General features: G+C 72.1%; 14 protein-coding genes. 8 read left to right on the plus strand and 6 right to left on the minus strand.

The window, feature by feature from the left end; genetic code table 11:
* Positions 1 to 15 precede the first annotated feature (15 nt).
* The 3 genes from ACQPY4_RS29725 to ACQPY4_RS29735 form a co-directional block, all read right to left on the minus strand.
* Positions 16 to 570 (minus strand): snapalysin family zinc-dependent metalloprotease, encoded by a 555-nt coding sequence (locus ACQPY4_RS29725; RefSeq protein WP_433326387.1) that lies wholly within the window; start codon positions 568 to 570, stop codon positions 16 to 18.
* Positions 571 to 801: 231 nt separating this feature from the next.
* On the minus strand, positions 802 to 1,266 hold the full coding sequence (locus ACQPY4_RS29730; RefSeq protein ID WP_433326389.1) for a DUF4352 domain-containing protein: 465 nt from the start codon (positions 1,264 to 1,266) through the stop codon (positions 802 to 804).
* Positions 1,267 to 1,361: 95 nt separating this feature from the next.
* Entirely contained in the window at positions 1,362 to 2,342 is a 981-nt protein-coding gene (locus ACQPY4_RS29735) for a DMT family transporter (protein ID WP_433326391.1), read from the minus strand.
* Between ACQPY4_RS29735 and ACQPY4_RS29740 the strand changes: the two genes are divergently transcribed.
* Positions 2,341 to 3,732, plus strand: coding sequence for a PLP-dependent aminotransferase family protein (locus tag ACQPY4_RS29740; protein ID WP_433326393.1), 1,392 nt, complete (start codon positions 2,341 to 2,343; stop codon positions 3,730 to 3,732). The two genes, ACQPY4_RS29735 and ACQPY4_RS29740, sit on opposite strands and share 2 nt — an antisense overlap.
* On the opposite strand, the gene ACQPY4_RS29745 is transcribed toward ACQPY4_RS29740, so the two are convergent.
* Positions 3,722 to 4,075 carry a VOC family protein gene (locus ACQPY4_RS29745; protein WP_433326395.1) on the minus strand — a complete coding sequence of 118 codons (354 nt, stop codon included), beginning with the start codon at positions 4,073 to 4,075 and terminating at the stop codon, positions 3,722 to 3,724. The genes ACQPY4_RS29740 and ACQPY4_RS29745 overlap by 11 nt on opposite strands.
* Before the next feature lie 123 nt (positions 4,076 to 4,198).
* On the opposite strand from ACQPY4_RS29745, the gene ACQPY4_RS29750 reads away from it, so the two are divergent.
* The 4 genes from ACQPY4_RS29750 (at position 4,199) to ACQPY4_RS29765 (ending at position 8,310) form a co-directional block, all read left to right on the plus strand.
* The gene (locus ACQPY4_RS29750) at positions 4,199 to 4,732 is read left to right on the plus strand and encodes a CGNR zinc finger domain-containing protein (RefSeq protein WP_433326397.1); all 534 of its coding nucleotides are present in this window, start codon (positions 4,199 to 4,201) and stop codon (positions 4,730 to 4,732) included.
* A gap of 238 nt (positions 4,733 to 4,970) precedes the next feature.
* On the plus strand, positions 4,971 to 5,516 hold the full coding sequence (locus tag ACQPY4_RS29755; RefSeq protein ID WP_433326399.1) for an N-acetyltransferase family protein: 546 nt from the start codon (positions 4,971 to 4,973) through the stop codon (positions 5,514 to 5,516).
* Positions 5,517 to 5,755: 239 nt separating this feature from the next.
* Positions 5,756 to 7,408, plus strand: coding sequence for an MFS transporter (locus ACQPY4_RS29760; RefSeq protein WP_433326401.1), 1,653 nt, complete (start codon positions 5,756 to 5,758; stop codon positions 7,406 to 7,408).
* Positions 7,409 to 7,443: 35 nt separating this feature from the next.
* On the plus strand, positions 7,444 to 8,310 hold the full coding sequence (locus ACQPY4_RS29765; RefSeq protein ID WP_433326403.1) for a 1,4-dihydroxy-2-naphthoate polyprenyltransferase: 867 nt from the start codon (positions 7,444 to 7,446) through the stop codon (positions 8,308 to 8,310).
* Here ACQPY4_RS29765 and ACQPY4_RS29770 read toward each other — a convergent pair.
* Entirely contained in the window at positions 8,307 to 8,987 is a 681-nt protein-coding gene (locus ACQPY4_RS29770; RefSeq protein WP_433326405.1) for a uracil-DNA glycosylase, read from the minus strand. The genes ACQPY4_RS29765 and ACQPY4_RS29770 overlap by 4 nt on opposite strands.
* A 108-nt stretch (positions 8,988 to 9,095) precedes the next feature.
* Between ACQPY4_RS29770 and modA the strand changes: the two genes are divergently transcribed.
* Positions 9,096 to 9,851, plus strand: coding sequence for a molybdate ABC transporter substrate-binding protein (gene modA / locus ACQPY4_RS29775; protein ID WP_433326407.1), 756 nt, complete (start codon positions 9,096 to 9,098; stop codon positions 9,849 to 9,851).
* Here modA and ACQPY4_RS29780 read toward each other — a convergent pair.
* Positions 9,848 to 10,690 (minus strand): SCO6745 family protein, encoded by an 843-nt coding sequence (locus tag ACQPY4_RS29780; protein ID WP_433326409.1) that lies wholly within the window; start codon positions 10,688 to 10,690, stop codon positions 9,848 to 9,850. The genes modA and ACQPY4_RS29780 overlap by 4 nt on opposite strands.
* A 120-nt stretch (positions 10,691 to 10,810) precedes the next feature.
* On the opposite strand from ACQPY4_RS29780, the gene ACQPY4_RS29785 reads away from it, so the two are divergent.
* Entirely contained in the window at positions 10,811 to 11,470 is a 660-nt protein-coding gene (locus ACQPY4_RS29785) for a Uma2 family endonuclease (RefSeq protein ID WP_433326411.1), read from the plus strand.
* A 7-nt stretch (positions 11,471 to 11,477) separates the two neighbouring features.
* Positions 11,478 to 12,446 carry a Gfo/Idh/MocA family protein gene (locus ACQPY4_RS29790; protein ID WP_433326413.1) on the plus strand — a complete coding sequence of 323 codons (969 nt, stop codon included), beginning with the start codon at positions 11,478 to 11,480 and terminating at the stop codon, positions 12,444 to 12,446.
* The last annotated feature ends 215 nt before the right edge of the window (positions 12,447 to 12,661 follow it).

Below are 12,661 nucleotides of genomic sequence, written 5' to 3' on the forward strand. Positions count from 1 at the left end.
CCGTCCCCCTCCCTGTCACGCGGCGTCGACCAGCACCCGGCCGTCGACCGGCTTACGGGCGGTGAAGCCGCCGTAGTTGCGCTCGACCGCGGCCTTCTCCGTGGCGTTCGGAAGGGGGTTGGTGCAGCTCACACCGCCGGTGGAACCGGACATCAGCGACGAGCACGGGCCGGGCTTGCGGTCGGGCAGCCCGAGGCTGTGACCGAGCTCGTGGGCCGCGATGCGGATCGTGTTGTAGCCCTGGTTGACGGCCTCGCGTCCCATCCAGACGTTGACCGAGCCACCCGGGCGCACCGGCCCGAGGTTGGCCTGGGGCCATCCGTTGGTCGCGATGACGCGGATCTCCGCGCGCTGCCCGGCGGCGACCTTCTCGATCCGGACGTTGCGCACGTTCTCGTTCCACACCTGCACGCCGCGCGCGACGGCGTCCTTGAACTCGGCGGCCTGGCTGTCGTCGTACCGCAGGACGGTCGCCTGGATGTTCTGGCCGGACGCCGCCGGTGCACCGGTGACCGCGAACGAGGCCGCAGCGGCGCCGACCAGCATCAACACGCCTGTACGTCTGAACATGGTGGGGAGCCTTTCTTGGTGGGGTGCCCCGAGCGTATTTGCGTCCCCAGTACAGACCAAAGGGCGTCATGTGTCGGAATCCACCCCCCGCCCTCGTTCACATCTGTGATCAAACTCCCCTTGAAAATCCGGTCAAGACCACTGACCGATACGGTCGAATGACCGTTTCCCCGGCCGAGTCTCCGCGGTCGCGGGCCCCGCGACCGAAGCCGCGGAGCCCTCGCGCGTTCGTTATCCGACCTGTGCGCGTGCCGCCTCGCTGAACAGCGGGTCGGTGAAGGCCACGACCTTCGGCTTGAACTTCCCTCTCGCGCACACGAGCCCGGTCGCCTTCTCGGCCGGCGCGAGCGTGGTGGTGGAGATCTGCCCTTCGTAGTCCGCGAGGGCTTCGGTGGGGTCGTGCTTGGTGCCGCCGGTGTCGGTGATCGAGAAGTAGAGCGGGTTCACCTCAAGGTTCTTCTTGCTCTGATTGGTGACGGTGACGCGGGTGCACGACAGCGCCTTGCCGTCGGACAGGATGGACGCCTTCGCCGTGGCGGGCTTGGCCGCGAGCTTGATCGGCACGGGCTTGCCCTTCGAGGTCGCCTTCTTGCCGCCCTTCTCGGCGGGCTGGACGGCGGTGGGCTCGGTGCCGGTCTCGCACCCGGTGAGGGCGAGGGCGATGAGCACGCCGAGGATGATCGCGGACTTGCGCATGGGCGTCCTGTTCGGTCGATGATCGGTCCTTGGCGGAGGGCGATGCCACTGAGACGCGGGATCATGCCGGGCCGTGCACGCGGGAGCGCTCGCTGTCACCATCCGGCCAGTCGGCTCATCGACCTTCTGGTCCAGCTCGCTGGGGTCTTCTCCTTTTCGGGGGCGGGGCGCCGGGCTGCGGGGGTGGTGCGGACGCGGGTGCGTTGGGCCAGGGCCACGCAGACCAGGACGCCCATGGCCGTGAGGGCCGTGGCGGCGTCGATCGGCTCGCTCAGCAGGATTCCCGACCACACGATGGTCAGCAGGGGCTGGGAGAGCTGGAGCTGGCTGGCGCGGGCGATACCGGCGCGGGCCAGGCCCTCGTACCAGGCGAAGAAGCCCAGGTAGGCGGAGAAGAGGGCGAGGTAGGCGAAGCCCAGGGTCGATTTGGCGGACCATACGGGGCTGGTCGTCGCCAGGAGGACGAGCGTGACCGGGACGGTGATCGGCACCGCCAGGACGAGGGCCCACGAGATCACCTTCCAGCCCGCCATCTCGCGGGCAAGCCTGGCGCCCTCGGCGTAGCCGGCGGCGGCGGCCAGCAGGGCGGCGAACAGGAGGGTGTCGGCGAGCGAGACGTGGCCCGCGCCGCGGACCACGGCGAAGGTCGTGACGCAGGCGGTCCCGGCGAGGGCCGCGACCCAGAACATGAGCGAGGGCCGCTCCCCCGCCCGGACCACCGCGCAGACGGCGGTGGCGGCGGGCAGCAAGCCGATCACGACGGCCGAGTGGGACGAGGAGGCGCCCTGGTCGAGGGCGAGCGTGGTCAGCACCGGGAATCCGAAGATCACGCCGGCGGCGACGACGGCGAGGCCGGGCAGCTGGTCACGGCGGGGCCTGGGGGCGCGGACGGCCAGCAGCACCCCGGCGGCCAGGGCGCCCGCGGCGGCGGAGCGGCCGACGCCGATCAGGTAGGGGTTGAGGCCGTCCAGGCCGTAGACCGTGGCCGGGAAGGTGAACGAATAGATCAGAACGCCCAGGCCCGCCAGGCCGAGCGCTATCGGTACGCCGCTAGTAGCGCTATCGTTGTCCCTCATGCAACAGGATAGCAGTGCGCTTCTGCTGGCCGATCGGCTGCGGGCGGAGGTGCGGTCGCTGCGGGCGGGCGACCGGTTGCCGTCCAGCCGGGCCCTGATGGACCGGCACCGGGTCAGCCCGATCACGGTGTCGCGCGCGCTCGGCGTCCTGGCGGCCGAGGGGCTGGTGGTCACGCGGCCGGGCAGCGGGACGTTCGTCGCCGACCGTCCCGCGCCCGCGCGCGAGCCCGCCGATCTGGGCTGGCAGGCCGTGGCGCTCGGCGACCGGGCGATCGACGCGCACGGCGTCCGGTGGCTGCTCACCCCGCCGCCCGAGGGGACGATCGCGCTCAGCGGCGGCTACCTGCACCCCACGCTCCAGCCCACGCGCGCGCTCGCCGCGGCGACCGCGCGGGCGGCGCGGCGGCCCGACGCCTGGGATCTGCCGCCGCTCTCGGGCATCGCGGAACTGCGCGCCTGGTTCGCCCGGACGGCCGGGGGCGATGTCACCCCCGCCGACGTGCTGGTGACCAGCGGCGGCCAGCAGTCGCTGACGACCGTCCTGCGGGCGCTGCTGCGGCCGGGGTCGCCCGTTCTGGTGGAGTCGCCGACCTATCTGGGCGTGCTGTCGATCGCGCGGGCGTCGGGGCTGCACCCCGTGCCCGTCCCGGCCGACGAGGACGGCCTGCGCCCCGACCTGCTCGCCGAGGCGTTCGCCATGACGGGCGCGCGCGTCGTGTACTGCCAGCCGACGTCGCTGAACCCGACGGGCGCCGTGCTCTCGCCCGAGCGGCGCGAGCAGGTGCTGGCCGTGGCGCGGGCGGCGGGGGCCTTCGTCATCGAGGACGACTTCGCCCGGCACCTGGCGATCGACCCGACGCCACCGCCGCTGATCTCGCAGGACGGCGACGGACGCGTCATCCACATCCTCTCGCTCACCAAGTCGGTCGCCCCGAGCCTGCGGGTGGCGGCGGTGATCGCGCGGGGTCCGGTGGCCGAACGCATCCGCGCCACCCAGCTGGTCGAGGACTTCTTCCCCGCCAGGCCGCTCCAGGAGACCGTGCTCGAACTGGTCAGCTCCCCCGGGTGGCCGCGTCACCTGCGCGCCGTGCGGACGGCCCTGAAGTCACGCCGGGACGCCGTGTGCTCCGCCTTCGCCCGCGAGCTGCCCGAGCTGCGCGTCAACCGTCCGACGGGCGGTATGCACCAATGGGTGAGGCTTCCCGACGGGGCGGACGACGTCGCGCTGGCCGAGGCGGCGCTGCGCGCGGGCGTGCTGGTGAGCGCCGGGCGTCCGTTCTTCCCCGCCGAGCCGACCGGGCCGTTCCTGCGGATCAGCTACAGCTCGGCCGCCTCCGAGGCCGAGCTGGCCGAGGGCGTCCGGCGGCTGGCGACGGTGCTCACTGGCTGACCAGGCAGAACTCGTTGCCCTCGACGTCCCGCCAGACCCGGAACGGATGCTCGGGACGGCCCGTCCGCTCGCCCGCCGGGGTGCCGCCCAGGCCGCGCACGATCTCGCCGGCGGCGTCGATGTCGGGCACCTCCAGGTCGAGATGGAGCCGGTTCTTGCCCTGCTTGCCCTCGGGCACCCGCTGGAACGACAGCATCGGCCCGTCCTTGCCGAGCGGCTCCAGATCGAGCCAGTTCTCGTCCTTGAAGGTCACCTTCATCCCGAGCAGCCCGCCCCAGAACGCCGCCATCGCGTCCAGGTCGTTGCAGTCGAACGCGAGAGCCTCCACCTTCGGCGTCAGCACGTCGTCCCCCTTCTCTTGGAAACCACCAAAAGGATTATGCCGGTGATGGGCCGACCGAAACCACTCAAGCACTGATACCGGTGTCTCGGCTGGTAGGGTCGGTGTGACACGCGGGAGGGACCCATGGGCGAGACGCAGACCCCCGCCCTGCTGCTCCGCGATTTCGTCAACACCCTCGACGTCGAGACCGGACGGGACGAGCTCGCCACGCCGCCCGCCCTGGAATCCTGGCTCACCGAACGCGGGCTCACCACAGCCGCCGCGGCGAGCGAGTCCGACCTGGCCGCCGCCCTGGCCCTCCGCGAGGGCCTGCGCACCGCGATGCTCCACCACGGCCCCGAGCCCCCGGCCGAGCTCGAACGCGCCCTCGGCGCCTTTCCGCTGCGCGTGACCTTCGCCGGAACGGCCCCGGCGCTCGTCCCCCTGGCCACCGGCGTCCAGGCCGGTCTGGCCCGCATCGCGGCCGCCGTGATGGCGTCCGCCGCCGACGGCACCTGGCCGCGCCTCAAGGCGTGCCAGGAACTCACCTGCCAGTGGGCGTTCCTCGACACCTCCAAGAACCGCAGCCGCGCCTGGTGCTCCATGCGCGTGTGCGGCAACCGCACCAAGACCCGCGCCTACCGCGCCCGCCGCCGCACCACCCCCGGCCCGCCCTGACCCGGCGCGCCGGTGGATCCTGTTCGCCGCGTGCGGCGTCCAGGGTGCGTAGATCGCAAGGCGGAGCCCGGTGTCGGCTGTCGACCGACGACAACGCGGCGAGGTGCGTGCGCGAGCAGCGCGCAGCCGGTCGAAGATCCACGGACACGCCCTGGGGACGGGCACGACGCGCGGCCGATCGAGGAGCCGCTGACACGCCCTAGGGTTGGGGTGGATCTCCGGAGAGGACGGGACGTCGATGGCCGATGTGGGTGTGCGGCCCGCCAGACGCGCGGACGCGGGCGCCGTCGCCGACATCCAGGTGCGCGCCTGGCGGCAGGGGTACCGCGACCTGCTGCCCGCCGACGTCCTGGCGGGCGTGACCGGCCCGGACGCCCGCGAGACCTGGCGGGGACGCTGGCTGGAATCGATCACCGCGCCGCCGAGCGCACGGCACCGCGTCCTGGCGGCGGTCTCGTCCGACCTGGTCGTCGGCTTCACCGCGCACGGCCCGGCCGAGGACGCCGACCACGACCCGGCCACCACGTCCGAGGTGCTGACGCTGCTGGTCGACCCGATGCACACCCGCGCGGGCCACGGCAGCCGCCTGCTCGCCGCCTGCGTCGACCTGCTGCGTGAGGACGGCGTGGAGACGTTGGTCACGTGGGTCTTCGAGGCCGACGAGGTCACCCGCGCCTTCCTCGGCTCGGCCGGCTGGGCCCCCGACGGCACCGCCCGCACCCTGGCCATGGGCGACCCCGTCCGCCAGATCCGCCTCCACACCGACATCACCCCACCGCCCTGACCACCCCGGCCCCGCGCGCGATTGCGTTAATGAGCGGGGAAGCGAGCCGAAGGCGAAGCTTCCCCGGCGAGATCGCGAAGCGATGCGGCAATCGCAAAACCACGGTCACCGAAGCGAGCCGCCAGGCGAGCGAAGGTGGGCCGGGGTTTCATAAGCAGGGGTCGGTGAGGGGCATGGGAACGGCGGGCTTATGTTGGAAGCCAAGCCTTCACGGGTCGTTTGAGCAGTACGGGAACCCCATGACCACCTCCTTGACGCCGCCGCATGCCCGAAAGGCGGCCGCACCGCCGTCCGGCCGCCGCCGGTGGCTCGGCATGGTCGTCATCAGCCTGGGCGTCTCGCTGATCGTCGTGGACGCGACGCTGGTGGGCGTCCTGCTTCCCCAGATGGTCTCCGGGATCGGGCTGACCACGACGGACGCGGAGTGGGTGACCTCGGTCTACTCGCTGGTGTTCGCGGCGCTGCTGATCCCGTTCGGACGGGCGGGCGACCTGTTCGGACGGCGGCGGCTGTTCGTCATCGGGGTCACGGTCTTCATGCTGGCCAGCCTCGCCGCGGCCGCCGCGCAGAGCGGCTCGGCGCTGATCGGGGCCCGCGCGCTCCAGGGCGTCGGCGCCGCCATGATCATGCCCGCGACGCTGTCGACGGTGAACGCGGTGTTCACCGGGCGCGAGCGCGCGGTGGCCTTCGGGATCTGGGGCTCGCTGATCGGCGGGATGGCCGCGCTCGGTCCGCTGGCGGGCGGGGCCCTGGCGACCGGGGGAAGCTGGCGCTGGGCCTTCGCGGTCAACCTGCCGCTCGGCATCGCGCTGATCGCCGGTGCGCTCGCGCTCATGCCGGAGACGCGCGGCGCCCCCACCGGACGGCATCCGCTGCGCGAGATCGACTGGCTCGGCGGGCTGCTGGCCGCGCTCGGCCTCGGCGCGGTGGTCTGCGGGCTCATCGAGGGCCAGACCTACGGCTGGTGGGACGCGACCCGCCCGTTCTCGATGCACGGGCTCGGCTGGTTCGCCCCCGATCTGTCGCCGGTGCCGGTCGTGCTCGCGCTCGGCGCGGCGCTGCTGGCCCTGCTGGTGGTGGTGGAGCGGTCGCGGGCGGCGGCGAGGCGTCCCGTCATGCTCGACCTCGATCTGTTCAGGATCGCCGCATTCCGGCACGGCAACCTGACCTCGGCCCTGGTGTCGGTGGGCGAGCTCGGGCTGGTCTTCCTGATCCCGCTGTTCCTGCTCGGCGTCCACGGCACCTCGCCGCTCCAGATCAGCGTGGCGATCCTCCCCCTGGCCCTGGGGGCGTTCCTGACCGGCGGCTACGCGGGGAAGCTCGCCAACAAGCGCGGCGCGCACCGGGTCGTCCAGATCGGGATGGCGCTGGAGGTCGCGGCCGTCTTCGGGCTCGCGCTCACGCTCTCCGCTTCGACCACCGGCTTCGGGATCGCGCCGTGGATGCTGCTCTACGGGAGCGGGCTCGGGTTGGCGTCCGCGCAGCTCACCAACGTGTCGCTGGCCCAGGTGCCGCCCGCGCGGTCGGGCCAGGCGTCGGGGACGCAGTCGACCGCGCGCCAGGTCGGCGCGGCCCTGGGCATCGCGATCATCGGGACGGTCTTCGCCACCGGCCTCGGCCGCACGATGGACGACCGCCTGGACGACACCTCCCTGCCGCCGCAGCAGCGGGCCGAGATCGTCCGGGAACTGCGGGAGAGCGCCGGGACGTCCGCCCGCGACCTGCACCAGGCCCCGGGAATGGCCGCCGCGGCGCGCGCGGCGGATGAGAGCCTCGCCACGGCGACCAGGCGCGGAGCCCTGGTCACGGGGGCGATCCTGGCCCTCGGGCTGGCGATGTCGCTGCGGCTGCGCCCGAGCAGTGATCGGGATCGGGAAGAATCGACCTCGTAGTCCCCTGTCGCCCCACGAGAACCCTCGATAAAACAGTGGCAACGCTCTCCCAATGGGTCGCCGGCTCACGGCCGCGCACCCTGCCCACCTCCCTCGTCCCCGTCGTCGTCGGCACCGGAATCGCCCTCGGCGAGGACGAGGCCGTCTGGTGGCGCGCCCTGCTGGCCGCCTTCGTCGCGCTGGCCCTGCAGATCGGCGTCAACTACTCCAACGACTACAGCGACGGCGTCAGGGGCACCGACGAGGTGCGAGTCGGCCCGATGCGGCTGGTCGGGTCGGGCGTCGCGCCGCCCCGCCAGGTGCTGGCCGCCGCGCTCGGTTTCTTCCTGCTCGCCGCCGTGGCGGGCCTGGCGCTGGCCGCCGTCAGCTCGTGGTGGCTGCTGCTGGTCGGCGCGTTCGCGATTCTCGCCGCGTGGTTCTACACCGGCGGCAAGACCCCCTACGGCTACCGCGCGCTCGGCGAGGTCTCGGTCTTCGTGTTCTTCGGCCTGGTGGCCGTGGCCGGGACGGTCTACGTCCAGGCCGAGGGCCTGCCGTGGGAGGCGTGGGTCGCCGCCGTGCCGATCGGGCTGCTGGCCTGCGGGCTGCTGGTGGTCAACAACCTGCGCGACATCCCCACCGACACCGAGTCGGGCAAGCGCACCCTGGCCGTGCTGCTGGGCGACCGCCGGACCCGCATCCTGTACGCCGCCTGCACCGCGCTCCCGTTCATGATCACGCTCGCGCTGGCGGCGCCGCACCCGTGGGTGCTCATCGCCCTGCTGGCCGCGCCGCTGTCGGTCGCGCCCACCCAGACCGTCCTCGGCGGCGCGACCGGCCCCGCGCTGATCCCCGTCCTCGGCGGGACCGGCCGCCTCCAGCTGGCCTTCGGTGTGCTGCTGGCGATCGGGCTGGCCCTCTAGAGCAGCTCCCACTTGATCTCGGGCTGGCCCGCCTCGGCCAGCGCGGCGTTGACCGCGCTGAACGGCCGGGTGCCGAAGAACTTCTTGGCGCTGAGCGGGCTCGGGTGGGCCGACTCGTGCACGATGTGCTGCGTGCCGGTGACCAGCTTGGCCTTCTTGCGGGCGTAGGCGCCCCACAGGACGAAGACCACCCGGTCTTCGCGCTCGTTCAGCGCGCGGATGGCCGCGTCGGTGAACTCCTCCCAGCCCTTGCCCGCGTGCGCCCCGGCCTCACCCGCCCGGACGGTCAGCACCGCGTTCAGCAGCAGCACGCCCTGGTCGGCCCACGGCGTCAGATCGCCCGAGGACGCCACCGGCACCTCGAGGTCGGAGGCCAGCTCCTTGTAGATGTTGCGCAGCGACGGCGGCAGCCGGACGCCCTCGCGGACGCTGAAGCTCAGCCCGTGCGCCTGACCGGGCCCGTGGTAGGGGTCCTGTCCGAGGATCAGCACCCTGGCCTTGTCGAACGGGCAGTGCCGGAACGCGTTGAACAGGTCGTCGCGCGGCGGGTAGATCGTCTGCTCGTCGTACTCCCGCGACACGAAGGCGCTCAGCGCCGCCGTCTGGAGGGGGTCCAGCAGCGGGTCGAGCCGCTCCCGCCAGTCGGCGGGCAGCAACGGCATCAGGTCGAGGGACATCGAGGGCCTCCGTCGTGGTTCCAGGTACCCGCAAACCCTATTGGCGGGCACTGACACGCCAGGGCCGAATCACCGGGACGAACCCCCTCGGGCCTAAGATCTGGCCATATGCCCGACTCCCCCCGCCGGCGCGCCTGCGCCGCCCTTCTCCTGCTCGGCCTCGCCTCGGCCTGCGGCGGGTCCGAGGGACCGCGGACGCTCACCGTCCTGGCGCCGTCCTCCCTCACCGAGGCGCTCGGGGAGCTGGGCACCGCCTACCGCCAGGAGAACCGGCGCGTGCGGGTGAAGACCGTGTTCGGCGGCTCCCAGGAGATGGCCGAGCGCGTCAGGGACCGCGAGCCCGCCGACGTCCTGCTCACCGCCGACGAGGCGACCATGAACTCCACCGACCGCTACCTCACCGGACGCCGCCGCATCGTCGCCCACAACGCGCTGACGATCGCCGTCGCGCCCGGCAACCCCAAGAAGATCAGGGGGCTGGCCAGCCTGACCCGTCCGTCCCTGCGGATCGCGATCGGCGCCGCCACCGTCCCGGCCGGACGCTACGCGCGGCAGATCTTCGCCCGCAAGGGCATCACCGTCCGCTGGACGTCCGAGGAGATCAGCGCTCGCGCCGTGCTGGACCGCGTCCGCACCGGCGAGGCCGACGCCGGCCTGGTCTACATCACCGACCTGCGCTCGGCCGGGGCCGCCGCCGGGAGCATCCCCATCGCCGCCGACGAGAACCTCACCGCCACCTATCCGGCCGCCGCCGTGAAGCGCAGCGAGCACGAGGAGGCCGCGGCGGCCTTCGTCACCTGGCTCACCTCCGACACCGCCAGGAAGCTCTTCATCAAGTACGGCTTCGCCGTCCCCCAGCTCTAGAGCCTCGGCAACCCGATCGGATTGGGGAAGGGCAGGTCTCCCGAGTCCTGAACGGCACGCGCCAGCGGCAGCAGCACCTCCCGCAGCCCCTCCGGGTCGTCCAGCACCCGATAGGCGGGCGCGGCCAGCGCGTCCGTGCGCGCCTCGACACGCGCCTTCAGCTCACGTCCCGCGCCCGTCACTCCGGCGCCATCCATCAGCCCACGCGACACCAGGGCCTCCACCGCCGCCGCCCGCTCGGCCTCGGACCACCCCCGGGTGACCTCCAGATTCCCCAGAGGCGCCCCGTTCACCGCCGCGGCCAGGACGTTCGACTCCAGCCCGTCCAGCCCCTCCCCCGCCAGCAGAGCCACGTGGCCGTCCCCCCGGTGCTCCCGCAGTGCCGAGGCCAGCTGCCACAGCCGCGCCACCGGATCGTCCGGGAGCGCGACGTCCCGGTTCGCCCCGAACAAGGGCCGCCCACCCACCTCGGCCGCCTCGACGACCCGCTCCAGCGACGGGACCGCCGCCACGGCGACGCTCTCGGCCTCGTGCGAGATCCGCCGCAGCGCCGTCGCCGCCGCCTCCGACCGCGCCCGCACGATCGCGTCCGGCGCGGCGAACGTCCACGCATCGGGAACCGCCCGCCGCACCCGCTTGGGATGGAACCCATAGAACGCGGCCTCGACCACACCCGCGGACACCGGCCCAAGAGGCGCGGCCCGTCCCCCGAAGTACCCCATCCAGTACCCCCGCAGCCCGACGGCCTTCATGGCCGCCGCACACTCCGCCGAGAAGTACGTCACCACATGAACCGGCTCCAGCACCTGCCACAACCGCCGCGCCACAGAATCATCCATAACCCCCATCTTGCACGCCATCCCGGTCACCGACGGGAGCGGATCACCCGAAGTGGGTACCCTCAGTGCCGACGATCCCTAGGCTGACGGGAGCAAACCGTGAGGGAGGAGTCACCCAAAGTGAGCATCGCGGCCGTGGCGCATCATCGCCACATGCTCTCTGACACGCCCTACAACCTGTGGCTACGCGACGGACTCGCCGACGAGCTACAGATCCCTCACGACGGAACCCGTGTCGAGATCATCGGTGGGGAGATCGTCGTGTCACCAGGCCCTGACTACGCGCACAATCGGACCGTCCGCGATATTCAGGAATCTCTTTTCATGGGCAAGGTCACGAATCCGGCCTTCCCCTGGCGTTCCGTCCATACCCAGGACGTGAACCTCAGCGACATCCACGACGGCTATATCCCCGACCTATGCGTCGTCGATGTGGAGCAGGACGAGCAGGCGAACGCGGAACGCCTCAAGAAACTCCGCCCCCACCAGATCGGACTCGTCGTCGAGGTGACCTCACCCTCCAACGCGGCCGACGACCGCCGACCGGGCAAGAAGCGCGTGACCCCCACCAAATGGAACGGGTACGCGCGCGTCTCGATCCCCTACTACCTTCTGGTCGACCGCGATCCCAGGACCGCGAGGATCACGCTGTTCTCCGAACCCAACACCGCGAAGGGCGACTACGACAGCGCGGTCCACTGGACCTTCGGCGAGACGGTCAAGCTGCCCAAGCCGCTCGGATTCGATATCCCCACCGGGGAATGGGAAACCTGGGACTGAGCCGTTCATGACCGTCGCGCCGATCCGGTGGGGAATTCTGGGCACCGGCAACATCGCCGGCCGTTTCACCGAGGATCTTCTCCGGCTGCCTGACCATTCGGTGGTGGCGGTGGGCTCTCGTTCCCCGCGGAGCGCCGAGGTCTTTGCCGGACGCCATGGGCTTCCGCGCGGCTACGGGTCTTACGCTGAGCTGGCCGCCGACGACGAACTGGACGTGGTCTACGTCGCCACTCCGCACAACGTCCACCATTCCGCGGCGCGGACCTGTCTGGAGGCGGGGCGGGCGGTACTGGTCGAGAAGCCGTTCACGGTCAGCGCGGCCGAGGCCCACGACCTCATCATGCTGGCGCGAGAGCGGAAGCTCTTCGCGATGGAGGCGATGTGGACCCGGTTCAACCCCGTCATAGCGCGGCTGCGCCGGTTGATCGGTGACGGCGCGATCGGGCAGGTCCAGGCCGTGTACGCCGACTTCGCCGTCAACTTCCCCTATGACCCGCAGCACCGGGTCTGGGCGCCCGAACTGGCCGGCGGCGCGCTTCTGGACCTGGGCGTCTACCCCGTCTCGTTCGCCTGGATGCTCCTGGGGCCACCCGACCAGGCGCACGCCGTGCTCTCCGCCGCACCGACCGGTGTGGACGCCAACACCGCGATCGTGCTCGGCTACCCGTCCGGGGCTGTGGCCATGTTGCACTGCGGCCTGCGGGCGGACTCCCCCCAGACCGCGACAGTGATCGGCACCACCGGGCGCATCCAGGTCGCGGCGCCGTTCTGGCGTACCGACTCCCTGACGCTGCTGCGCGATGGCCTCCCGCCGGAGACCTTCAGCGAGACCCCGGTCGGCCACGGCTACACCTACCAGGCCGCTGAGGTGGCCGCTCGCCTGCGCGCCGGAGACCTGGAATCCCCACTCGTGCCCCTGGACGAGACCCACGACATCCTGCGCCTCCTGGACTCCCTGCGCCGATCACCCAGCTGACCCGGCCTCCGTTCCGATCGAGCCAGATATCGCTGGCGGTCTCCGGGGCGGCCTCGTGGGCGGAGTCGTCCGGGAGGCGCCAGTGGCCCCGGCGCGGGCCCCAGGTGGCGCGCAGACGTGTTCGTCCCAGACGACGAAGCGGGGGGCCAGGACCGCGCGGCGCGGAGTGGAGCCGGAGTTGCGGTGACCCTCGACGCGCAGCTGGTCGAGGTTGT

This window comes from Spirillospora sp. CA-294931 (assembly GCF_050946795.1).
In the GTDB taxonomy this organism is placed as follows: Bacteria; Actinomycetota; Actinomycetes; order Streptosporangiales; family Streptosporangiaceae; genus Spirillospora.

Bases quoted from the DNA above. Each gene is read 5' to 3' on its own strand.
- ACQPY4_RS29725 (WP_433326387.1), bottom strand. From the start codon at position 570: ATGTTCAGACGTACAGGCGTGTTGATGCTGGTCGGCGCCGCTGCGGCC.
- ACQPY4_RS29730 (WP_433326389.1), bottom strand. From the start codon at position 1,266: ATGCGCAAGTCCGCGATCATCCTCGGCGTGCTCATCGCCCTCGCCCTC.
- ACQPY4_RS29740 (WP_433326393.1), top strand. From the start codon at position 2,341: ATGCAACAGGATAGCAGTGCGCTTCTGCTGGCCGATCGGCTGCGGGCG.
- ACQPY4_RS29735 (WP_433326391.1), bottom strand. From the start codon at position 2,342: ATGAGGGACAACGATAGCGCTACTAGCGGCGTACCGATAGCGCTCGGC.
- ACQPY4_RS29750 (WP_433326397.1), top strand. From the start codon at position 4,199: ATGGGCGAGACGCAGACCCCCGCCCTGCTGCTCCGCGATTTCGTCAAC.
- ACQPY4_RS29755 (WP_433326399.1), top strand. From the start codon at position 4,971: ATGGCCGATGTGGGTGTGCGGCCCGCCAGACGCGCGGACGCGGGCGCC.
- ACQPY4_RS29760 (WP_433326401.1), top strand. From the start codon at position 5,756: ATGACCACCTCCTTGACGCCGCCGCATGCCCGAAAGGCGGCCGCACCG.
- ACQPY4_RS29770 (WP_433326405.1), bottom strand. From the start codon at position 8,987: ATGTCCCTCGACCTGATGCCGTTGCTGCCCGCCGACTGGCGGGAGCGG.
- modA (WP_433326407.1), top strand. From the start codon at position 9,096: ATGCCCGACTCCCCCCGCCGGCGCGCCTGCGCCGCCCTTCTCCTGCTC.
- ACQPY4_RS29780 (WP_433326409.1), bottom strand. From the start codon at position 10,690: ATGGATGATTCTGTGGCGCGGCGGTTGTGGCAGGTGCTGGAGCCGGTT.
- ACQPY4_RS29790 (WP_433326413.1), top strand. From the start codon at position 11,478: ATGACCGTCGCGCCGATCCGGTGGGGAATTCTGGGCACCGGCAACATC.